Consider the following 22,074-nt stretch of genomic DNA (forward strand, 5'->3'; position numbering starts at 1 on the left):
CGTACTCCCCAGCCTCGCTTCGGCCCGGTCATCCGCGCAACGTGTCGCCGAGGCCGACCGGACTGCTCAGCCGGCGTACGTACCAGTCCCGTCGGTTGTCCGCCGGCGGCGCCACGCGGAGCCGGGCCTTCAGCACGCGACAGCCGTCCTCGCCCGCCAGGACGGGCTCCATGTGGAGCTCGGCGACCTCCGGGAGGTCGTCCTTGAGCGCCGCGAGCCGCTGGAGCAGGTCCTCCAGGGCCGCGAGGTCCGCCAGCGGGCCGCCGCGATAGCCGAACAGCAGCGGCGCGGACTTCAGCTCACGGATCATGGCGGCGGCGTCGACGTCGGACAGCGGGGGGATCCGGTAGCTGCGGTCCTCCAGCAGATCGCTGGCAGCGCCGGCGAGCGAGAACGACAGCAGCGGACCGAACAGCGGATCCTCGGCGGCGCGGATCGAGACCGGGACCCCGGGCGGCGCGACCTTCTGGACCACGAACGCCGAGCGCTCCGGCGGACCGATGAGGCTGGTCAGCGCCTCCCAGGCCTCGGCCATGTCGTCCGCGTCGAAGATGTTGCGCCACACGTGCGCGAGGTCCGGCCGGGCGCGCAAGGAGTCCGCGGTCGCCTTCAGCACGACGTTCCAGCCGAGCTCCTCCCCCGCCGCGACCGCCGCCTCGAGCGTGGGGGCGGGCAGCGACGCCCACAGGTCGATCCCGTACAGCGCGAGGAGCTCCTGCACCTGGTCGTCGCTCAGCCAGCCGCCGTCCGGGCCGGGCTGCATCGCGCCGGAGACCAGGGCGTGGGCCCCGTCGCGGTCGATGTCCTCGTAGTGGGCGATCTCGCCCTGCTCCTGGCCGGACCACGCGGCGTACGTGACGACGCGCGCGAGCGCCCGTACGGCCGACTCCGGACCGGAGTACGACGGGACGGAGCCTCGCCCGGCAGCGCCTTCGACGTCGGGGACACGGAGCAGCTCGGGGACGCCCTCGGTGCCGAGGAACGTCGAGACGATCGGCTTGTCCGACTGCTCACCGACGGCGGCCAGGACGTTGGCGACCTCCTCGCCGCTGGTGTTGACGGGCGGGATGTAGACCGCGACGATCGCGTCCACCTCCGGGTTGTCGATCGCCTCGTCCAGCGCGTGCTCGAAGTCGTCGGCGCCGGCGTCCGCGCCCAGCGCGATCGGGTCGGCGACCTTGAGCCCGAACGACGTGGCGGCGTCGGCGACCAGGAGCGCGAGGGCGTCGGAGTTGCCGACCACCGAGACGCGGGGGCCGCGCGGAAGCGGCTGGTGCGCCAGCAGCTGCGCCACGTCGAACATCTCGTCCAGGGTGTCGACCTGGATGACGCCGGCCTGGCGGAACATCGCGTCGACGGCGGCCTGCGGCGCGGTCGTGGCCCGGACGGCGTGCCCGACCGGGACGCCCTGGGTCGAGCGACCCGACTTCACCGCGACGATCGGCTTCTTGCGGCCGACCCGGCGCGCGATCCGGGAGAACTTGCGCGGGTTGCCGATGGACTCGAGGTACAGCAGGACGACCTCGGTGGCGTCGTCCTCCTCCCAGTACTGGAGGAGGTCGTTGCCGGAGACGTCGGCGCGGTTCCCGGCGGATACGAAGGTCGACAGGCCTAGACCCCGCCGGTCGACGTTCTCCAGGATCGCGAGCCCCAGCGCGCCGGACTGGCAGAAGAACCCGACGCGGCCCCGCGGCGGGGTGATCGTCGACAGCGACGCGTTGAGGCGGACCGCGGAGGAGGTGTTGATCACACCCAGACAGTTCGGGCCGACCAGGCGCAGGCCGTACGAGCGGGCGAGCCCGACGAGGCGACGCTGGCGGCGGCGCCCCTCCTCGCCGATCTCGGCGAACCCCGAGGAGATCACGACGAGGCCGTGCACACCCTTGGCCGCGCAGTCGAGCACGACCTCGGGCACGGACTCGGCGGGGACCGCGATGATCGCGAGGTCGACGTCGTTCGGGATGTCCTGCACCGTCTTGTACGCAGGGAGGCCGGACACCGCCTCCGCCTGGGCGTTGACGGCGTAGACCGCACCGGCGAAGTCGCCGAGCACGAGGTTGCGGATCATCGTCTGGCCGATCGTGTCCTGGCGGCGGCTGGCGCCCACGATCGCGACGGAGCGGGCGTTGAAGAACCGCTCGATCGACGCCGCCTCGGCACGGTGCTCGCGCGCCTGCATCACGCCGATCGCGGTCTCGGTCGGGTCGATCGGGAAGACCAGCCGCATCACGCCGTCCTCGACGCTGCGCTCCACGGAGTAGCCCTGGTCGCGGAAGACCTGGATCATCCGGACGTTCTCGGGGAGGACGTCGGCGACGAACCGCCGGATCCCCATCTCGCGGCCCGCCTGGGCGAGGTGCTCCAGCAGGAGCTGGCCGAGCCCGCGGCCCTGCTGGTCGTCCTCGACCAGGAACGCGACCTCGGCCTGGTGGTCGCCGACGGCGTCGTAGCGGCCGACGGCGATGATGTCGGCGCCGATCGTCACGACGAACGCGACCCGCTCGTGGTAGTCGATCTCGGTGAAACGCTTCACATCGCGCGCGGACAGCGTCGGGTACGGGGCGAAGAACCGGTAGTACTTCGACTGCTCGGACACCCGCGCGTAGAACCGGACGAGCTCGTCGGCGTCGTCCGGCGTGATCGGCCGCAGGTGCGCGGCTCCCCCGTCGCGCAGGACGACGTCGGCTTCCCAGTGCTCGGGGTAGCGCTCCTGTGCGGAGACGACGGTCTGCTCGGTCACACCGAGAAATCTACCGTCTGCTCCCCAGTCCCGTCCGCCCCGGAGGCTAGGGTCGTGACAGGGCGAACGCCCCCGTCACCCCAGGCTTGGAAGGACACCGATGGCCCGCAGGAGCACGAGCGCACCGCCCCCGGACGACGTCGAGGAGCACATCGTCGACATCGACGTCCGCGAGGAGATGCGGTCGAGCTTCCTCGAGTACGCGTACTCGGTGATCTACTCGCGCGCGCTCCCCGACGCCCGCGACGGTCTGAAGCCCGTGCAGCGCCGGATCCTCTTCACGATGGACGACATGAACCTGCGGCCCGACCGTGGTCACGTCAAGAGCGCGCGCGTCGTCGGCGAAGTGATGGGTCGCCTGCACCCGCACGGCGACTCCGCGATCTACGACGCGCTCGTCCGGCTGGTGCAGCCGTGGTCCCTGCGCCTGCCGTTCGTCGACGGCCACGGCAACTTCGGGTCCCCGGACGACGGCCCGGCCGCGATGCGCTACACCGAGTGCCGGATGGACTCCGCCGCGATGGCGATGACCGGGTCGATCGACGAGGACACGGTCGACTTCCGCGCGAACTACGACGGCCGCGAGACCGAGCCGGTGGTGCTCCCCGCGGCGATCCCGAACCTCCTGGTCAACGGCGCCTCCGGGATCGCGGTCGGCATGGCGACCAACATGGCGCCCCACAACCTCGTCGAGGTCGTCTCCGCGCTGCGGCACCTGATCAAGCGACCCGACGCGTCCTTGGACGACCTGATGCGCTTCGTCCCCGGTCCGGACCTGCCGACCGGCGGCAAGATCATCGGGCTGGAGGGCGTCCGCGACGCCTACGCCACGGGACGGGGCTCGTTCAAGATGCGCGCGACCGCCCGGATCGAGTCGGTCACGCCGCGCCGCAAGGGCATCGTCGTCACCGAGCTCCCCTACAACGTCGGTCCGGAGAAGGTGATCGAGCGGATCAAGACCCTGGTCCAGTCGAAGAAGCTCCAGGGCATCTCCGACCTGAAGAACCTCACCGACGCCGACGGTCTCCACCTCGTGATCGAGATCAAGAACGGCTTCAACCCCGAGGCGGTCCTCGCGGCTCTGTACAAGCAGACGCCGCTCGAGGACTCCTTCGGGATCAACAACGTCGCCCTGGTCGACGGGCAGCCCCGCACGCTCGGGCTCAAGGAGCTGCTCGAGGTCTACCTCGAGCACCGCTTCGACGTCGTCCGGCGGCGCACGGAGTTCCGGCTCGGCAAGGCACGCGACCGGCTGCACCTCGTCGAGGGCCTGCTGATCGCGATCGTCGACATCGACGAGGTGATCGCACTGATCCGCTCGAGCGACGACCGGCGCCACGCGCACGGACGCCTGATGGAGGTCTTCGACCTGTCGGAGAAGCAGGCCGAGTACATTCTCGACCTGCAGCTCGGGCGCCTGACGCGGTTCAGCCAGATCGAGCTGGAGCGCGAGGCGGACGAGCTGCGCGCCACGATCACCGAGCTCGAGGGCATCCTCGCCGACCGCACGGTCCTGGCCGGGCTGGTCTCCGACGAGCTGGCCGAGGTCGCGAAGAAGTTCGGGACCGGTCGCCGTACCGTCCTGCTCGAGAGCGCCGGGCAGACGGTCTCGACGACCGCGGTGCCGCTCGAGGTGGCCGACGACCCGTGCTTCGTCCTGCTGTCCGGCACGGGCCTGATGGCGCGGACCGCCGGCGACTCGATCCCCGAGGTCGACGGCTCCCGCCACCCGCACGACGCGATCGTCGCGGCGGCGCCGGCCACGGCTCGCGGCGAGGTCGGAGCGGTCACGTCGGCGGGACGCCTCGTACGGCTGTCCGTGCTCGATCTGCCGTCGCTCCCCCCGACCGCCGCACCGCCGTCGCTGCAGGGCGGGATCCCGCTGGCCGAGATCCCGGCGCTCGCGGCCGACGAGCGGGTGCTCGCGCTCACGTCCTTCGACGCCGACGCTCCGGGACTGGCGCTCGCGACGCGCGGCGGCACCGTGAAGCGGGTCAAGCCCGAGTTCCTGGCGAGCAAGGACGCGTGGGACGTGATCGCGCTCGACGACGGCGACGAGGTCGTCGGAGCCGCCGCGCTGCGGACCGGCGACGAGGAGCTGTGCTTCGTGACCTCCGACGCGCAGCTGCTGCGCTTCAACGCGTCGCTCGTGCGGCCGCAGGGCCGTGGCGGCGGTGGCGTCGCGGGGATCAAGCTGGGCGCGGGCGCGTCGGTGCTGTTCTTCGGCGCGTTCGAGCCGGCCGAGGATGCCGTGGTGGTCACGGTGGCCGGGTCCTCCGACGCGCTGCCCGGCACGGAGGCGGGGTCGGTCAAGGTCACGTCGTTCGACGTCTACCCGTCGAAGGGCCGCGCCACCGGCGGCGTCCGGTGCCAGCGGCTGCTGCGCGGCGAGGACGCGCTCGTGCTGGCGTACGCCGGACGCGGGCCGGCGCTCGCGCAGGGTTCGGCCGGGATCCCCGTGGAGCTGCCGGAGCCGGACACGCGCCGCGACGGGTCCGGTGCGCCGGCGTCGCAGCCGATCCTGCGGGTCGCGGCGCCGGTGGCGCGCCAGATCGGCTGAGCGCCGGTCGCGCGCCAGATCGGCTGAGCGCCGGTCGCGCGGCGACTCACGATCGGTGGCCGGCCTCCTGGACGCCCCACCCGTTGCCGTCGGGGTCGTCGAAGAACACGTACGACATGAAGTCACCGCGTTCCGGGTCCGGCCCCGGCTTCGGCTCGGGGTCGCCGCGGACGAAGTGCACGATGCCGCCTGACTCGAGCCCGCGGGCCTGCAGCTCCTCGTAGGCCGCCTCGATGTCGGAGACGACGAGCCGGAGCGACCGTACGGCGCCGGTGCCGGCTCCGACGCCGACCCCGAACGTGATCGAGCACGACGACCCGGGCGGGGTCAGCTGCACGATCCGGAAGTCGTCGCTGACGTCGTGGTCGACGTCGAGCCGGAACCCGAGTCGCTCGATGTAGAACTCCTTGGCCCGGTCGACGTCGGTGACGGGCAACGTCACCAGCTCCAGCTTCCAGTCCATCGCAACCTCCGGGCCCTCGGCCGGCGTGACCACCACGCGGTCGGCACGAGCGTAGACCCGCTGGTCTGCACGGACTCATCGCTCCAGGTCCTTTAATCGCTGGAAGCCCGACCTCGTGCGGGCCCTATGCTGTGCCCATGCTTCAGCGCCTCACGCTCGCGGCGACCGCCGCTGCCCTCGTCCTCACGACCGCCGCGTGCTCCGGTGATGGTGGTGCGGACGACGACGCAGCGGCCGCGGATCCGGCCGATCGCCTGGCCGCGGCGCAGGCGGTCCTGGACGACGCGACGAGCCTGCACGTGAAGGTGTCGACCGAGAGCATCCCGTCCGGTGTCTCGGGGCTGCTGGAGGCTGACGGCGTCGGCACCCACGCCCCTGCTTTCTCCGGTGACGTCAAGGTGTCGGTCAGCGGCGTCCCCCTGAACGCCGAGGTGGTCAGCGTCGACGACACCGTCTACGCGAAGACGGGGGTCTCCCCCTCGTTCGCACCGCTCGACCCGAAGTCGATCGGCGCACCCGACCCGGCCGACTTCATGCGGGCGGACGACGGGCTCGCGTCCCTGCTCACGAAGACCGAGAAGGTCGAGGTCGGCGACGAGAGCCGTGACGGCACCGAGGTGCTCACCACGATCACCGGCTGGGTTCCCGGCGAGGACGTCTGGAAGCTGATCCCGAGCGCACAGCGCGACACCTTCTTCGACGTGACGTACCGCCTGACCGACGACGACGTGCTCCACGACGCGACGCTCGAGGGCTACTTCTACGCCCCGATCGAGAAGGTCACCTACACGATCGAGGTCACCGCCTCCGACGAGTCGGTCGACATCACCGCCCCCTGATGACCGTGGAGGCTCCCGCACGTCCCGACCGGGCGGCCCGGACGTTGCTCACGCTCGCCGCGGTCGCGGTCGCGTTCGCCGCGGCCGACACGTACGTCGTGGTCCTGGCGCTGCCCGACATGATGACCTCAGCGGGCATCGGGCTCGACGAACTGCAGCGTGCGGCGCCGATCGTGTCCGGCTTCCTGCTCGGGTACGTGGCGGTGCTGCCGCTGATCGGGCGGATCGCGGACCTGCGGGGGCGGACCCCGGTGCTGCTCGGGTCGCTGGTGATCTTCGCGTTCGGCTCGGTCGTGACGGCAGCGTCGTACGACCTGGGCTGGATGGTGGCCGGGCGGTTCCTCCAGGGGCTGGGCGGCGGTGGCCTGGTGCCGGCGACCTTGGCTCTGGTGGCCGACCTGTGGCCGCCGCACCGGCGCGGCGTCCCGCTCGGAGTGGTCGGTGCCGTCCAGGAGATCGGGGCCGTGGTCGGGCCGCTGTACGGGGCGGTGGTGCTCGCGGTCGGAGACTGGCGGGCGATCTTCTGGCTGAACTGCGCCGTCGGGCTCGTGCTCGCGGCCGCGCTGCTGGCGATCCGCGGCGGCTCCCGGGACGGAGCGGACGACTCGTCGGACGGGCCCGCCCGTACGGGTCTCCCCGACGTGGTCGGAGGGCTGCTCGCGGTGCTCACGACCGCAAGCCTGGCGCTGGTGCTGGCGGAGCCCGCGGCGATCGCGAACGACGTCGAGATGGGGCGGATCTTCCTCCCGGTCGTCGGGGAGTCGCGCTGGACGTCGCCGGCCGCGCTGGTCGTGTACGGGCTCGCGCTGGCGTTCGTCGTGCGCGAGCTGACGGCGCGCCGTCCGCTGGTCGCGCTTCGGACCTGGCCGGCGACGGCACGAGACGTCGACCTCGGGGGTGCGCTGCTGCTCGGGGCCGCGCTGGGCTGCGTGATCGTGTCGTTCGCGTCGGCCGACCCGGAGCAGGCTGCGGTCTCCGAGGCCGCGGTCGTCCTGCTGCCGGCGGCAGGCGTGCTGCTGGTGGGGTTCGTGTGGCGGCAGCGCCGGGCGCGCCGACCGCTCGTGCCGGGGTCGGCCGTGGGCCCGCGGCCGGCGTGGGGCGCACTGCTGACGTCGTTCCTGGTCGGGGCGGCGCTGATCGCCGCGCTGGTCGACATCCCGTTCTTCGCGCGGCTCACCGACCCCGGCTCGTCGCAGCTCGAGGCGGCGCTGGTGCTGCTGCGCTTCCTGGTGGCGGTGCCGGTCGGTGCGGTCGTCGGCGGGTGGGCGCTCCGGTTCCGGGGTCCTGCGCTGGTGACCGCGGTCGGGATGGCTGCGGCCTCGGCCTCGTTCTTCGTGATGGCGTCCTGGGAGGCCGGCGCGTTGGACCGTCTGGGCGCGACCGTGGTGCTGGTGGTCGCGGGGCTGGGCTTCGGACTGGCGCTGGCGCCGGTCAACGCCGCGCTGCTCGACGCGACCCCGACCGAGGTGCACGGCGTCGCCTCCGCGCTGGTCGTGGTCGCGCGGATGGTGGGCATGCTCGTCGGGATCTCGGTGCTCACGACGCTCGGACTCCGGGCGTACTACGACGCCGCCGCGAAGATCCCGTCCGTCGACGCCCTGTGCGGCGAGGGCGCGAAGGTCTGCGACGCGTACAACGACGCGCTGATCGACGCCGGTGTCGCCCAGCTCAGCGCCGTCTTCACCGGCGCGGCGGTCTGCGCCGCTCTGGCCGCCGTGGCTGCGGCATCGCTGCTGCGGTCCGGCCGCACGGTCTCGTCAGCCGACCTGTGAGTCGGGTCCCGTCGCCGAACCGATAGTTTCGGCCCATGGCTGAGAACTCCGACTTCGCCGACCTGCTCGATGCCAACCGCGCGTACGCCCAGGACTTCGCGCTGGGTGGTTTCGACGGTGTCGCTCGCGCCGGTGTGGCGATCGTGACCTGCATGGACTCGCGGATCGACCCGCTCCGCATGGTCGGCCTGAGCGCCGGCGACGCGAAGATCCTGCGCAACCCCGGGGGGCGCGTGACCGACCAGGTGCTGGTCGCCCTCGTCCTGGGCACGCATCTGCTGAACGTCGACCGCGTCCTGGTCATCGAGCACACCCGCTGTGCGATGGCGAGCGCCTCGGAGCAGGAGCTGCAGGGCCGCATCGGGGCCTCGAGCGGCACAGACGCGACCTGGATGTCGCTCGGTGCGATCACCGACCAGCGCGCGGAGCTCGCCGAGTCGGTGCACAAGATCGCGTCGCACCCGCTGATCCCGGACACGGTCAAGGCCGGCGGTTTCCTCTACGACGTCGACACCGGCCTGCTCGAGCACGTGGTCTGATGCCCCGCCACCGCGCGCCGTGGTGGTCTCCGTAGCCGGCTACGGAGACCATCCGGGCGGCAGTGGCTGGCTGCGCAGTCTGCGTAGCCAACGCAGTCTGCGTAGCCAACTCGGAAGGCTGTCACTGGGCACGGGAAACCATCAGCGTCAGGTGCGGGTCTGCCCAGTTGGCTACGGAGACCGTCACGGTGCCGCGGACGGCATCCTGCGCCGTACGCGGGCCGCTGCGGTCGACGACACCAGCCCATTGCGGCGGACGACGCCGGCCGCATTACGCCGATCACGAGCCGGTACGGCGCCGGCCGGACGTCAGGCGTCGATGCGGTCCATGTCGAGCTCGTACGCGCCCTGGACGATGAACTCCTTGCGCGGCGCGACCTCGTTGCCCATCAGGAGCTCGAAGACACTGCTCGCTTCCTCGGCGTCGTCGACGGTGAGGCGACGAAGCGTCCGGTGCCGCGGATCCATCGTGGTCTCCGCGAGCTGATCGGCGTCCATCTCACCGAGACCCTTGTAGCGCTGGATCGGGTCCTTCCAGCGGAGGTTCTTCTTCGTCAGCTCGGCGAGCTTCCGCTGGAGCTCGTGGTCGGAGTAGGTGTAGACGTACTTGTCCATCCCCTTCTTGGGGTTCGTCAGCTCGATCCGGTGCAGCGGCGGGACCGCCGAGAACACCCGACCCTCCTCCACCATCGGGCGCATGTAGCGGAAGAACAGCGTCGCGAGCAGACACCGGATGTGGGCGCCGTCCGCATCCGCGTCGGCCATGAAGATCACCCGGCCGTACCGTGCCTGCTCGAGATCGAACGTGCGGCCCGACCCGGCCCCGACGACCTGGATGATCGAGGAGCACTCGGCGTTCTTCAGCATGTCGGCGACCGACGACTTCTGGACGTTGAGGATCTTGCCGCGGATCGGCAGCAGCGCCTGGTACTCAGAGGAGCGCGCCGACTTCGCCGTGCCGAGCGCGGAGTCTCCCTCGACGATGAACAGCTCCGTACGGTCGCCGTCGTTGCTGCGGCAGTCCGCGAGCTTCGCCGGGAGCGTGCTCGACTCCAGGGCGTTCTTGCGGCGCTGCGTCTCGCGCTGCTGGCGGGCCATCTCCCGGGTCCGTGCCGCGGCGACGACCTTCTCCATCAGGGCGCGGGCCTTCGGCTTCTGCGCGGTCTTCGTCGAGGTGAGGAACGTCTTGAGCTCGTCGGAGACCACCTTCGCGACGATCCGCGAGACCGGCGGAGTGCCCAGCACCTCCTTGGTCTGGCCCTCGAACTGCGGCTCGGCGAGCCGGACGGTGACGACCGCGGTCATCCCCTCCAGCACGTCGTCCTTGATCACGTCCTTGTCGCCGTTCTTCAGCAGGCGGGTCGAACGCAGCACCTCGTTGAACGTCTTGGTGAGAGCGCGCTCGAACCCGGCGACGTGCGTCCCGCCCTTCGGCGTCGCGATGATGTTGACGAACGACCGCAGCGTCGTCTCGTAGCCGGTCCCCCACCGCAGGGCCACGTCGACCCCGAGGTCGCGCTCGACGTCGCCCGGCGTCATGTGACCCTTGTCGTCCAGGATCGGCACCGTCTCGGTGAAGTGGCCGCTGCCCTCCAGGCGCAGCACGTCGGTGACCGGCCCGTCGGACGCGAGGTAGTCGCAGAACTCCGCGATGCCGCCGTCGTGCTTGAAGCGCTCCTCCGCGGGCTCGGCGCCCCGCTCGTCGCGGATCACGATCTCGAGGCCCGGCACCAGGAACGACGTCTGCCGCGCCCGCCCGACCAGCTCGTCGTAGCTGAACTGGGCTCCCTTGATGAAGATCTGCGGGTCCGCCCAGTAGCGCACCCGCGTGCCGGTCAGCGCCTTCTTGACCCGGCCCGCCTTGTTGAGCCCGCTCGCTGCGGTGAACGGTGCCGTCGGACCCTCGCCGCCGAACTGCCCCGGCTCGCCGCGCCGGAACGACATCTCCCACGTCGCGCCGCCCTTGTCGACCGCGACGTCGAGCCGGGCCGACAGTGCGTTGACCACCGACGCCCCCACGCCGTGAAGGCCGCCGGTCGCGACGTACGAGCCGCCGCCGAACTTCCCGCCCGCGTGAAGCTTGGTGAAGACGACCTCGACGCCCGACAGGCCGGTCTTGGTCTCGGTGTCGACCGGGATGCCGCGACCGTTGTCGCGCACCTCGACCGACCCGTCGGCGTGCAGGATCACCTCGATCGCGTCGCAGTGCCCGCCGAGCGCCTCGTCCACCGCGTTGTCGATGATCTCCCACAGGCAGTGCATCAGCCCGCGGGTGTCGGTGGATCCGATGTACATCCCCGGGCGCTTGCGGACGGCCTCGAGGCCCTCCAGCACGAGAAGGTTGCGGGCGTTGTACTCGGTGTCGATGACGCGCTCCTTGGTCGAGGGGACGAGCCCAATCTACCGAGCGCCGCCGACGCTCCTGCGTCCCCGGCCGCCCCGGCGTCCCGGCGTGTCGCCACGTCGCGCCGTACGGGCGGGGTCGTGCCCCTCGCCGCCGGGGCCACGCCGTACGTGTCCCTCGCCACACCGCGCCGCGCGTCGTCACGATCGGTTGCCACGAGCCGGTACGGTCGAACGTGACGCCGCATCGCGAGAACGGTGTCCGGGAACACCAGCCCGTGATTGGATGTTGATCCGGGTAGACGATCAAGGGCTACCACGAGAGGAAGAGGTCAGACGTGACGACTGCCGTTGCCCCCGACGCTGCCCTCAGCGCCGCCGACCGCTGCGACCGCTGCGGCGCCCAGGCCTACGTCCGTGTCGAGATGTCGAACGGGTTCGAGTTGCTCTTCTGCGCGCACCACGCGCGCCGGCACGACGAGAAGCTGCGCGAGGTCGCGTCGACGATCCACGACGAGTCCGACAAGCTCCACGAGACCCCGGCGACCGCCGTCGACGAGGAGCGCTGAGCGACACCTCTCACCGCACGTCCGAGGGGCCCCGTACCGATCCGGTACGGGGCCCCTCGTGCGTGCGGTCAGCGTGGCGGCCCGCCGGTGGCTACCACGATGCGCTCGAACCCCGCACCCAGCGAGGACGGACCGCCAATCCGTCCAGATGAGCGCGATGCTCAGCCGCGTTCAGACGGACCGCACCGTTCGCTTCGCTCCGGCCGACCGCTGCCAGGAGGTGCTTCTTCCGGGCTTTGTACTTCGCCTTCGGACGGAGGTGGGTCGGCTTCTTCCCGGCGAGCTTGACCCAGAATCCCCGGGAGGTCGAGGTCACGTACTGGAGCACGTAGACCTTGGAGCCGCGCTTGATCCGCGGCAGCACCACGCTCGGCCGGGCGACAGAGCGACCGGTGCTCGACTCGACCAGGATCGCCTTGCGGTCGACGTACCGCTTGCCGCGCACCACGCGTGCCTTGCGGCGGATCCGGACCTCGTCGTCGGTGAACATGCGCGCCGAGCACCCGATCCATCGCCACCGGCCGACACGACCGAAGCGGTCGTTCGGCCTGACCTGCAGGCACACGATCGTGCCGGGCTGGATCCGGATCCGCCGCTCGGTCTTCTGTGTCGCCTTGAGCCGCCGCCACCGTTGAGACATCCGGCCGGCACGCTGCGAGGTCGTCGTGACCCGGAGGTCGTAGTGAGCGATCCCCGATGCGTCCCACGGTCGCTTCCACCGGAATCGCGCCACGGGCTTGAGGGTGACCTTCGGAACGCGGCCCCGGACCTCTCCAACCGGCGGACGCAGGTCCAACGCCCAGCGCGTCGAGGCGTAGGTCGAGGGGTCCGCGGCAGCCATCGCCCGCACGCGCACACGGTGGTCGTCCTCGTACTGGAGAATCTCCGCCTGGTACGGGCTCGCGCACGTCTTGAAGAAGTCGAGGTCCGAGGCGCACTCCCACAGCCAGGTCTCCGACGGGTTCGCCGGCTCGAAGCCGATCACGGGCAGCTTGGTGTCGGTGTACCGGCTCGGGGCATGGGTGATCCTCACCCGAGGCGCGAACCGTGCCGGCACGCTCCTGACCAGGTAGCGGCGACCGTACTCGACCGTCACCAGGGCCAACCCCCGCCGCGTCGGCGTGATCGTCAGCATCTGCCCGTACCGGTCCCTGAACGCCAGGTAGTTTCCCCCCGTTCGGGGTGTCAGGTCCACCCTCTTCCACGTCCGACCGTCCACGCTGCGCAGAAACATCGTGTCGGGGGTGAAGCTCCGGGGGACACCGATCACGTAGCCGTCCCCCGAGCTGCTCACGGTGAGCTCTGACGGGCGGGAATCGGAAACGGTCGTCGGCTTGCTCCACACGGTGCCGTCCGCCGACCGGCGAGTCATCAGCCCGTCGGAGCCCGTGTACGCGACCACGAATCCGGCCGGCCCCGCCATGAGCTCCGTGTCCCGTGGCCCGGACGCGAGCTCGAGGTCGTCGGGCCAGGTCACGGCCCGGTCGTGCGAGACGACCGCGCGGAGGTCCCCGAGGTCCTCGTACATGACCGCGACGTCGTCGCCGGCGACCGCGACCCCGTCGGCGTCGATGCCCGGGAGGACCACTTCCCAGTCCTGTCCGCCGTCGACGCTGACCATGATCGCGTCGTTGCGGGCCGTCTGCGGCTGCGAGCGAGCGGCCACGACGACGGTGTCACCGTCCACGGCGAGCTGTCCGCCGTCCTGGCCCGGGACCCCGATGACCGGGTACGTCGCCACCCGCTCACGCGTCGCCGTGTCCCACACGTCGAGCTCCATCGTGCTGTCGCCGGGATTCGCCAGCACGTACGCACGGTTGCCGGCGACGACCAGGTCGACCCAGGCTGCCCCGGTTCGGTGGACGGGAGCTCGCATGGTCCGCCCGCCGTCGGTCGAGAGGTTGATGGCGTAGCCGGCGTCCTCCGCACGGACGCCGACCACGCGATCTCCGTCGGCGCGCAGACGCTCGAACGACTGACCGACACTCCGCTCCTGAGCGGACCACACGGACCCAGCGGGCAGGCTCCAGGTCCCGACTGCCGCGACCGCCGGCTCGACGGGCAGCGCAACGACCAGCCCGCCGACCACCGCGAGCATCACGGCCAGCACCACCGCCGGCAGCCGTCGTTCGGACGTCCTGCGCTGGTGGCGCATGCGCTCCTCCTCGTCGGGCGGACGCGCACCCGGGTCGCGACTCGCCCCGGCAGCCTACGAGTCGAAGCCCGCCGGACTGGATGGTCTCGGCAACGATCCGATATCGATCGTCAGCGGCGTGCCCACCGTGGGACCACGACCACGCCCTCCAGGACCACGACTCGGCGCGTGAGGTCGCCGCGCACCCGGACATGGCCGGACCGTCGCGCCCTCAACCAGTGGAGCTCGGTGACCCGGCCGTGGCGGGCACTGCCGCGCCGGTGCGTCACGAATCCGATCGTGCGGGACCGACGCCCTGGCAGCGACGCCACGGCGATCCCGGTCCGGCGCGAGCGGGTGACCACGAGCGCGACCCGCGAGCCCGCACGAGCCCGGACGCGCGCCACGTCACCGTGGTCACGCAGGATCGCGGCCCAGCCGCCGGAGAAACGCCGACCCCTGATCCGGCGGACGTCGTCGCTGAACCGGGTCCGCGTCAGTCCGTACGCACGGGTTGCGCACCCGACGTCGTGCCACGAGCCCACCCGGCCGACCTGGTCGTGGGGCCGCACCTGGACGCACACGCTCTCGCCCCGCCGCAGGCGCACCACGGTGGAACGGAGATCCGGTCCGCGCAGCGTCCCGTGGCGCGTCCAGGTCGGACGACGCGCGTGCGAGGCACCCCGTCGGACGCGGACGTCGACCGACGTCACACGCGTGTCGTCGACCGCCTTCCACCGGAAGGCGACGCGTCGCTTCGCCACCGACCGTTGGCGGAGCCGATCGGGCACGTCCCCGACGTCGGGTCGGTCGAGGTCGACCGTCCACGCGATCTTCCGCCACGCGAACAACAGCGTCGACCCGTCCGGGGAACGCTGCGTCGCGTCCACGAAGAACCAGCTGGACGGGGCGGGACCCACGTACTCGAAGACACCCCGACCCAGGTGGGTGCAGCGGACGTACGTGACGCGCGGACCACCGAAGTAGCAGTCGACGTCGAGGTTGTCGTTGTCGTCGGCACCGACGACCCGGAACGCGATCTCGACCTCGTCAGGCCACCCCTTGGAAAGACCCGGCTTCCGCAGGACCTCCAGACGCGCCTCCGGCTGCTGGCTCTCAGCCGCGACCGCGGCCGGGGCACCGGTCGGCACCAGCGCCAGCAGCGCTCCGAGCAGCGCGATCGTGAGTGAGAACGAGAGCGGATCGGTCGAGCGGCGCCGTGCGGGGGTCAACGTGCGGTCTCCTGTGGGTCAGCGGTGCACCGACATCGGTCCGGCGCCGAGGGTCTCTACGAAAACGCAGGTTGCACGGTGGGTTCCAGCGCCGGGCTCGGATCGTTACGACGCTGTGACGCCTTGAGCGCCAGCGCCTATCTTGCTGCGTCGACCGATCAGCACCGGGGCGGCCAGACGTTCCGTTCGACCCACCGCGGCGCGAAGCCGATGCCCTCGAGAAGAGCGCCTCGCTCCGGGTCCCCCGATCGGACGGAGACGCGTCCCGTGCGGTCGGTGGGCACGGAGATCCAGTCGATCACCCTGTGACGCTTGCGGCGGACGCGGTTCCGGTAGACCACGGTCCATCTGGTAGAGCACCGGGTCCTCGGTCCCTTCGCGCGGAAGCGCTCCCCGCCCTTGCGCGCGGTGTAGACGATCACCGGCCTGGACCCACGTGGGACCCGCAGCGAGATTCTCGACTTCGTCGGTTTGGGCGGGAGTCGAACCGCACGCCCGTTCGCGAAGCGCTTGCCCTTGACGATCGAGTACTGGCCGAGCAACCGATGATCCCGGAGACGGAACACCCGGCTGACGCACTGCCGCAGGGTGGCTCGCTCGCGCCAGCGAGACTGGTTGCCCGCGCGGTCGCGAAAGCGCACATCGGCACAGACGACCTCGCCGGGCCTGACCCGCAGCGTCACCGACCGGGTCGCCACGCCCTGCAGCCTGCGGGGGTAGGTCCACGGCGGTCGACGCTTCGCGCGCGCTGACGACCGGGTGATCCGGACGTCCATCTCAGCGAATCCCGACCCGTACGGCTCATCGACCGTCTCCCATCGGAACGTGGTCCGAGGCCGCGTCGTGACGTGGAACCTCGAGTCGGTCCCCGCGTAGATCGGTGACCCGCCGGGCGGGATGTTGTCCCAGAGCCAGTGACGCTCGGCGACGGCGAGCACCTCGCCCGTACGTGTGTCGTGGGCTTCGACCCGGACGAAGACCCGTTGGTCCCTCCCCGTCCCGACGGGTGCGTAGGGGCTGTCGCACCCTTCGAACGGCAGGTTGTCCGACTCACACCTGAACGAGATCTGGTGCTCGCGCTCGGGGTCGGTGCTGCCCCGCAGCTCGAACTCGATCAACGGCTCGTAGTCGCTCGTGAACCGCCAGGGAGCCTGGGTGAACACGAACCTCAGGTCGTCCTCCGCCTCCGCGGCCGACGTCGGCGCGACGACGAGCCCCGTCACGACGAGCAGGCTTGCCAGCACCGCCAGCCACCTCGGTCGCGAACCGTGCTCTCGCGAGACGTCATGAGGCTGTCCCGTGATCCGGCGAGCCATGTCAGTCCTTCCTTCGAACCAGCGGGTCGAGCGCTTCCCTCATCACAGGTCTGAGTAGCAGATCCAGTCGTGCGGGTAGACCCACCGCGGGGCGAAGCCGATGCCCTGCACGAACTGGCGTCGGTCCCAATCCCCCGCTCGGATCGAGACACGTCCGCTGCGTCGCATCGGCAGGCGGATCTCCTCGACCAGACCGTGCCGGTTCCGGCGGTCCCGGATGTCGATCCAGTCCCTTCTCGGGAAGCAGCCGGCCTTCGGCCCGCGCGCAACGAGGAACTCGTCGCCCTTGCGCTTGCTGAAGACGACGAACGGGGTCGCCCGACGGGGGACGCGCACCGAGATCCTCGCCTTGACGGACGAGGGAGGGAGGCGCATCGAACGACCACCTGGAAAACGCTTGCCCCTGACGATCTTCACGGGTCCGCGCCGACGGTGATCGCGGGGACGGAACACGCGGCTGGCGCACACGCGTCCGGAGGCCGCCCAGATGGTCTGATTCCCGACGCGGTCGCGCAGGCGCGGCTGCACGCACACCACCTGACCCGGCTTCACGTGCACCCGCACCGACCGGGTGGTGATTCCGCGCAGCCGGCGCGGGTAGGTCCAGGGCCGCGACCGCTCGGATCGTAGCGACGTTCGTGAGACGCGCACGTCCATTGAAGCGAAACCAGAGCGTGCGACGCCCCGGTCCGTGATCCGCCACCGAAAGGTCGCCGTCGGCTCAGCGATGATGCGGAACGAGTAGTACTCGCCTCGTTGGACGGCGGAGGCGAACGGCTCCTCCTCGTCGAGAGTCCACCGACGCTCGGCGACCGCGATCAGCTCTTCCGTCTCCCGGTCGATGGCTTCGACACGCACGTGGCCCTGGGACACCCGATTCATCGGATGCTCCGGAGTGTAGGGACTTGAGCAGGTCACGACGGGCTGGCTGTGAGAACGACACCGGAACGCGACATCATGGCCGTTCGCGCCGCGCAGTTCGAACGCGAGCGTGGGCGAGGGATATCTCTGTCCGATGATCCGCCCCGGCGCTCGGGTGAACACGATTCTGGGATCGTCCTCGGCCTCCGCGCTCGCCGTCGGCACGAGCGAGAGGCCCGAAGCGACCAAGACGACAGCCATTCCGGCCTTCAGCACCGACGTCAGCCGACCACGGCGATTCTCACGGCCCGACGGCCCGTTCCTTCGTGCCGTCATCCGTCGGCGGCGCATGCCCGTTCCTTCCGTCGGCGGCCGTGCCCACGCGACGCGGTCCGACCGTGCACGCTAACGGGGATCGTGCGCCGATCGGGTTGCGCCCGGCAACGATCCGGTATCGATCGCCGCTCCCCCGACCGGGTTTGGCACCCTTGTCCGAATGGACACCCTCGGCACCGTGCTCGTCGGCCTCGCGATCCTCGTCGGGATCGCCGGGATCATCGTCCCGATCCTCCCCGGGTCGCTGCTGGTCTGGATCGCGATCGTGGTCTGGGCGGTCGTCGTCGCCGAGCCGGCGGCCTGGGCCGTGCTGGTCGCCGCCACGGTGGTGTACGGCGCGACGCTGGTCGTGCAGTACGCGATCCCGGGGCGGCGACTGCAGCGCGCCGGCGTCCCGGGCCGCGCGATGCTGCTCGGGTTCGTGCTCGGAGTCATCGGGTTCTTCGTGATCCCTGTGCTGGGACTGTTCGTCGGATTCGTGCTGGGCGTCTACCTGCACGAGCTCGCGCGGCACCGCACGCACGAGGGCGCATGGACCGCGACGGTGCACGCGATGAAGGCGGCCGGGCTGTCGATCCTCATCGAGCTCGCCGGCGCGATGATCTCGACCAGCCTCTGGGTTGCCGGCGTGGTTCTGACCTGAGCCGACGCCCCCCGCCGGTCAGTCGCCGGGGCAGTCTTCCCCGGCGAACGCCACGCCGTCGAGGTCGGCGGCGGTCACCTCGAACCGGTAGCAGGCGACCTCGTCCTTCTCGTTGAACGCCCAGTCGGTGGTCGTCCGCTCGTACCGCACGACGATCGCCAGGTCAGGCGCGTCGTCACCGTGCTCGGCCGCGCCGGTCGCCGACACGACGGTGCCGTACCGGGTCCACGTCGACAGCGTGCTCGCGTCACGCGCCCCGCGGAACAGTCCGAGGTCGAAGCGGTTGCGGTCCAGGTCCGCCTGCCGCCAGGCCCACGAGTGACCGCACCCGCCGAGCACGAGCACGCTCGCGAGCACGACCAGCAAGACCAGGATCCGGCGCATGCTGCCAGCCTCCCCGCCCGTGGCGCCGTACGACAGCGCTCCCGTACTCAGGTTCCACGAACGACGATGCATCCGGACCCGTCAGTGGCCCGGATGCATCATCGTTCGTCAGGAGGGACGGCCGGCAGATCACCACGGGATGCCGCGACGGGGGCGCTCGGAGTTGTCGCGACGACCGAGCCACCACGCCATGCCGATCCCGGCCAGCGCCCCGCAGAGGTGCCCCTCCCACGAGATCCCCGGCTGGCCCGGAAGGACACCCCCGACGATCCCGCCGTACAGCACGACGACCACGATCGCGACCAGCACCGCGACGATCCGCCGCGTCACGATCCCCCACACCACGAGGAACGCGGCGTACCCGTAGATCAGACCGCTCGCACCGACGTGGATCGAGTACGGCGCACCGATGAGCCAGGTCCCGAGCCCGCCGAGCAGCACGATGCCGAGCGTCGCCGGCCAGAACCGCCCGCGGGCCGTGTACGCCAGCAGGCTGCCGAGCACCAGGAACGCCGTCGTGTTCGCGATCAGGTGGTCGAACCCGGCGTGCAGGAACGGTGCCGCGAGGATGCCGTACAGCCCGTCGGTCGCACGCGGCACGATGCCGTGCTGGTCGAGGTAGACGCTCGGGAGCGTGTCGACCAGCTCGAGCAGCCACATCGCGCCGAGCAGGACGAGCACCGGCACGATCGGACCGAGCGCGTTGCGTCGCGTCGGGGTGGTCGGTGTCGTCATGCGATCCAGGCTATCGGCGCGGGCCAGGGAGCGGTCTCGACGAGCTCGACCGGCGAAGCGACGAGCTCGGCAGAGGGGCATCAGCTCACCCGACGAGCACCAGCCGCCGGTTGAGCCTGCCGAGACCGCGTCGGACGAATCAGTCGAGGTAGTCGCGCAGGACCTGCGAGCGCGACGGGTGACGCAGCTTGCTCATCGTCTTCGACTCGATCTGGCGGATCCGCTCGCGGGTCACGCCGTAGACCTTGCCGATCTCGTCGAGCGTCTTCGGCTGACCGTCGGTCAGGCCGAAGCGCATCGAGACCACGCCGGCCTCGCGCTCGGAGAGCGTGTCGAGCACCGCGTGCAGCTGCTCCTGCAGCAGCGTGAACGACACCGCGTCGGCCGGGACGATCGCCTCGGAGTCCTCGATCAGATCGCCGAACTCGGAGTCGCCGTCCTCGCCGAGCGGCGTGTGCAGGCTGATCGGCTCGCGGCCGTACTTCTGGACCTCGACGACCTTCTCCGGCGTCATGTCGAGCTCGGTGGCGAGCTCCTCCGGCGTGGGCTCGCGGCCCAGGTCCTGCAGCATCTGCCGCTGGACACGGGCGAGCTTGTTGATCACCTCGACCATGTGGACCGGGATGCGGATCGTACGGGCCTGGTCGGCCATCGCCCGGGTGATCGCCTGGCGGATCCACCAGGTCGCGTACGTCGAGAACTTGAAGCCCTTGGTGTAGTCGAACTTCTCGACCGCGCGGATCAGACCGAGGTTGCCCTCCTGGATCAGGTCCAGGAACAGCATGCCGCGGCCCGTGTAGCGCTTGGCCAGGGAGACGACGAGGCGGAGGTTGGCCTCGAGGAGGTGGTTCTTCGCGCGGCGACCGTCCTCGACGATCCACTCGAGCTCCTCGGTCATCGACTCCGACAGCCGCTTGCCCGTGGCGAGCTTCTCCTCGGCGAAGAGGCCGGCCTCGATCCGCTTGGCGAGCTCGACCTCCTGGCCGGCGTTCAGCAGGGAGACCTTGCCGATCTGCTTCAGGTAGTCCTTGACCGGGTCGGCCGTCGCGCCGGCGACGGTGACCTGCTGCTCCGGCTCGTCGGTGTCGTCGGCAGCCGAGATGGTGAAGCCCGACGCCTCGTCCTCCTTGAGGGTCGGATCGGTCTTCAGATCCTTCTCGAACTCGGCGTCCGGGATGTCCGGGAGAACCTTCTTGCCGTTCTCGTCGACGACCACGGTGGCGACGGTCGCCGCGGCGGACGCCTTCTTGCCGGCGCTCTTCGCGGGCGCCTTCTTCGCAGGCGCCTTCTTCGCGGGGGCCTTCTTGGCGGCCGCCTTCTTCGCGGTTGTCGGACTCGATCCGGTCGAGGACTTCACGCTGGTGCGCGCGCTACTGGCCTGCGCGGCGACGGTCTTGCGTGCTCGGCTGTCGGACGCTGAAACCACGAGGTGACTCCCTTGGGGGGTGTTCGGACCAAAGGTCGCTGCAGGCGTTCAAGGGCGCGGTCCACCGGCCTCCCGTCAACCGCGGCGCTCGTCCCAGTGTGCCACGCGCTCTCACGGAACCACGAACACCCTGGCGGTCGAAATCAGACCGTGACCTTCCGCGGCCGCGGTCGAGCGGCTCGACACCTCGAGCCGAGGGCGACTCAGCTGTCGGCCTTGACCGCCATCACCGGGCACTTGGAGTCGAGCAGCACCCGCTGCGCGTTGCTCCCGAGGATCAGCTTGCCGACCGGCGAGCGGCGGCGCAGCCCGATCACGATGAAGTCCGCGTCGGTCTCGGTCGCGACCTTGACCAGGTCGTCGGCCGGGTCCATCCCGCGGACGAGCTGGCGGACCTCCGAGCTCACGCCGGTGTCGGCGAGCTTCTCGCGGACCTCGGCGAGCTGGGCCTCGGTCTGGACTGCGTCCTCGTCGTCGAACTCGCGGCCGCCCCGGTGCGAGTTCACCACCACGAGGTGGGCCTCTCGGAGCCTCGCCTCCTCGATCGCGCGCGCGAGAGCTGCGTGCCCCTCGGGCTTCGGGACGTAACCGACGACGATGGTGCCCATCCGCTCCTCCTCTGTGGGTTGCTCACCCCGACCCTAGCCCCTCGCGCGGCTGTGGACACCCGGAGCGCGAACGCCCAGATCTGGGTCAGGATCAGGACGTGGTGTCCGCTCCCCGGGGTCCCGTCCCCGACCTCCCCGACCTGGATCCGATCACGGCCTCGTCGCTCGCTCGCGACCTCGTGGGCGAGCGCTCGGCACGCTGCGGGCACGGCAAGGCCGATCCGCGGTTCCGGCTGCTCGCGGTCGGCGAGGGCGGCCGGATCGCCGACGTGGGGTGGTGGGACGCGCCGGAGCCGGCCGCGCTCACCGTCGACGACGAGCTCCGCCGCCAGGTCGTGCTCCGGCTGACGTCGGGCTCCGGGGACGACCCGCGCGCCTACATCGGAGTGTGGGAGCGCCACGGTGACCTGCAGCCGACGACCAGCGACGCGGCGTGGTGGTCCGCGGTCCGCACGGTCGTCTCGTCCCCGAGCGCCCTGCTGGTCGTGACGCGGTACGGCTGGCGCGCCTGGCCGGACGGCCCGCAGCGCCAGTGGGCGCGGGTGCGGCCGCGGAGCTGACGCCGCGCGCCGGC

General features: G+C 70.9%; 18 protein-coding genes. 7 read left to right on the plus strand and 11 right to left on the minus strand.

Translation table 11 applies throughout. The annotated features are described in order from the left end of the window. Positions 1–28 precede the first annotated feature (28 nt). Positions 29–2,740, minus strand: a complete 2,712-nt coding sequence (locus CLV56_RS00685) for a bifunctional acetate--CoA ligase family protein/GNAT family N-acetyltransferase (RefSeq protein WP_039357540.1) — start codon at positions 2,738–2,740, stop codon at positions 29–31. A 100-nt stretch (positions 2,741–2,840) separates the two neighbouring features. Here CLV56_RS00685 and CLV56_RS00690 point away from each other — a divergent pair, with 100 nt between their 5' ends. Next, positions 2,841–5,300, plus strand: a complete 2,460-nt coding sequence (locus CLV56_RS00690; RefSeq protein WP_039357543.1) for a DNA gyrase/topoisomerase IV subunit A — start codon at positions 2,841–2,843, stop codon at positions 5,298–5,300. Between the two features lie 46 nt (positions 5,301–5,346). On the opposite strand, the gene CLV56_RS00695 is transcribed toward CLV56_RS00690, so the two are convergent. Further along, a complete protein-coding gene (locus CLV56_RS00695) occupies positions 5,347–5,763 on the minus strand; it encodes a VOC family protein (protein WP_039357545.1) in 417 nt (138 codons plus the stop codon). Positions 5,764–5,900: 137 nt separating this feature from the next. On the opposite strand from CLV56_RS00695, the gene CLV56_RS00700 reads away from it, so the two are divergent. From CLV56_RS00700 to CLV56_RS00710, 3 genes are read left to right on the plus strand one after another with little or no spacing between them, the layout of a single operon-like run. After that, positions 5,901–6,602: an LppX_LprAFG lipoprotein gene (locus tag CLV56_RS00700; protein WP_100414231.1), complete on the plus strand. Its 702-nt coding sequence runs from the start codon at positions 5,901–5,903 to the stop codon at positions 6,600–6,602. After that, positions 6,602–8,374: an MFS transporter gene (locus tag CLV56_RS00705; RefSeq protein WP_039357548.1), complete on the plus strand. Its 1,773-nt coding sequence runs from the start codon at positions 6,602–6,604 to the stop codon at positions 8,372–8,374. Before CLV56_RS00700 ends, CLV56_RS00705 begins: the two co-directional genes overlap by 1 nt. 35 nt (positions 8,375–8,409) lie before the next feature. Then, entirely contained in the window at positions 8,410–8,913 is a 504-nt protein-coding gene (locus CLV56_RS00710; RefSeq protein WP_039357550.1) for a beta-class carbonic anhydrase, read from the plus strand. Between the two features lie 309 nt (positions 8,914–9,222). Here the strand turns inward: CLV56_RS00710 and CLV56_RS00715 are convergent, their stop codons facing one another. Beyond that, on the minus strand, positions 9,223–11,313 hold the full coding sequence (locus CLV56_RS00715) for a DNA gyrase/topoisomerase IV subunit B (RefSeq protein ID WP_100414232.1): 2,091 nt from the start codon (positions 11,311–11,313) through the stop codon (positions 9,223–9,225). Between the two features lie 281 nt (positions 11,314–11,594). Here CLV56_RS00715 and CLV56_RS00720 point away from each other — a divergent pair, with 281 nt between their 5' ends. Next, positions 11,595–11,825 carry a DUF7455 domain-containing protein gene (locus tag CLV56_RS00720; RefSeq protein WP_039352581.1) on the plus strand — a complete coding sequence of 77 codons (231 nt, stop codon included), beginning with the start codon at positions 11,595–11,597 and terminating at the stop codon, positions 11,823–11,825. A 91-nt stretch (positions 11,826–11,916) separates the two neighbouring features. On the opposite strand, the gene CLV56_RS00725 is transcribed toward CLV56_RS00720, so the two are convergent. The 4 genes from CLV56_RS00725 to CLV56_RS00740 form a co-directional block, all read right to left on the minus strand. Beyond that, the gene (locus tag CLV56_RS00725) at positions 11,917–13,980 is read right to left on the minus strand and encodes a hypothetical protein (protein ID WP_039352577.1); all 2,064 of its coding nucleotides are present in this window, start codon (positions 13,978–13,980) and stop codon (positions 11,917–11,919) included. Between the two features lie 110 nt (positions 13,981–14,090). Further along, on the minus strand, positions 14,091–15,191 hold the full coding sequence (locus CLV56_RS00730) for a hypothetical protein (protein WP_039352574.1): 1,101 nt from the start codon (positions 15,189–15,191) through the stop codon (positions 14,091–14,093). Positions 15,192–15,349: 158 nt separating this feature from the next. Continuing rightward, the gene (locus CLV56_RS00735) at positions 15,350–16,435 is read right to left on the minus strand and encodes a hypothetical protein (RefSeq protein WP_100414233.1); all 1,086 of its coding nucleotides are present in this window, start codon (positions 16,433–16,435) and stop codon (positions 15,350–15,352) included. Between the two features lie 114 nt (positions 16,436–16,549). Continuing rightward, the gene (locus CLV56_RS00740; protein WP_157805023.1) at positions 16,550–17,719 is read right to left on the minus strand and encodes a hypothetical protein; all 1,170 of its coding nucleotides are present in this window, start codon (positions 17,717–17,719) and stop codon (positions 16,550–16,552) included. A 145-nt stretch (positions 17,720–17,864) separates the two neighbouring features. Between CLV56_RS00740 and CLV56_RS00745 the strand changes: the two genes are divergently transcribed. After that, positions 17,865–18,347, plus strand: a complete 483-nt coding sequence (locus CLV56_RS00745) for a DUF456 domain-containing protein (protein WP_039352565.1) — start codon at positions 17,865–17,867, stop codon at positions 18,345–18,347. A gap of 18 nt (positions 18,348–18,365) precedes the next feature. Here CLV56_RS00745 and CLV56_RS00750 read toward each other — a convergent pair whose 3' ends face one another. The 4 genes from CLV56_RS00750 to CLV56_RS00765 all read right to left on the minus strand — a co-directional run bounded on the left by CLV56_RS00750 (position 18,366) and on the right by CLV56_RS00765 (position 21,500). Further along, a complete protein-coding gene (locus tag CLV56_RS00750; RefSeq protein WP_157805024.1) occupies positions 18,366–18,731 on the minus strand; it encodes a hypothetical protein in 366 nt (121 codons plus the stop codon). Between the two features lie 129 nt (positions 18,732–18,860). Continuing rightward, entirely contained in the window at positions 18,861–19,466 is a 606-nt protein-coding gene (locus CLV56_RS00755) for a rhomboid family intramembrane serine protease (protein ID WP_039352560.1), read from the minus strand. A 139-nt stretch (positions 19,467–19,605) separates the two neighbouring features. Beyond that, on the minus strand, positions 19,606–20,892 hold the full coding sequence (locus tag CLV56_RS00760) for an RNA polymerase sigma factor (RefSeq protein ID WP_211287949.1): 1,287 nt from the start codon (positions 20,890–20,892) through the stop codon (positions 19,606–19,608). Positions 20,893–21,095: 203 nt separating this feature from the next. After that, positions 21,096–21,500, minus strand: coding sequence for a universal stress protein (locus tag CLV56_RS00765; RefSeq protein WP_039352558.1), 405 nt, complete (start codon positions 21,498–21,500; stop codon positions 21,096–21,098). Between the two features lie 98 nt (positions 21,501–21,598). On the opposite strand from CLV56_RS00765, the gene CLV56_RS00770 reads away from it, so the two are divergent. Continuing rightward, the gene (locus CLV56_RS00770) at positions 21,599–22,060 is read left to right on the plus strand and encodes a hypothetical protein (RefSeq protein ID WP_039352555.1); all 462 of its coding nucleotides are present in this window, start codon (positions 21,599–21,601) and stop codon (positions 22,058–22,060) included. Positions 22,061–22,074: the final 14 nt, after the last annotated feature.

The sequence above is a fragment of the Mumia flava genome (assembly GCF_002797495.1).
In the GTDB taxonomy this organism is placed as follows: Bacteria; Actinomycetota; Actinomycetes; order Propionibacteriales; family Nocardioidaceae; genus Mumia; species Mumia flava.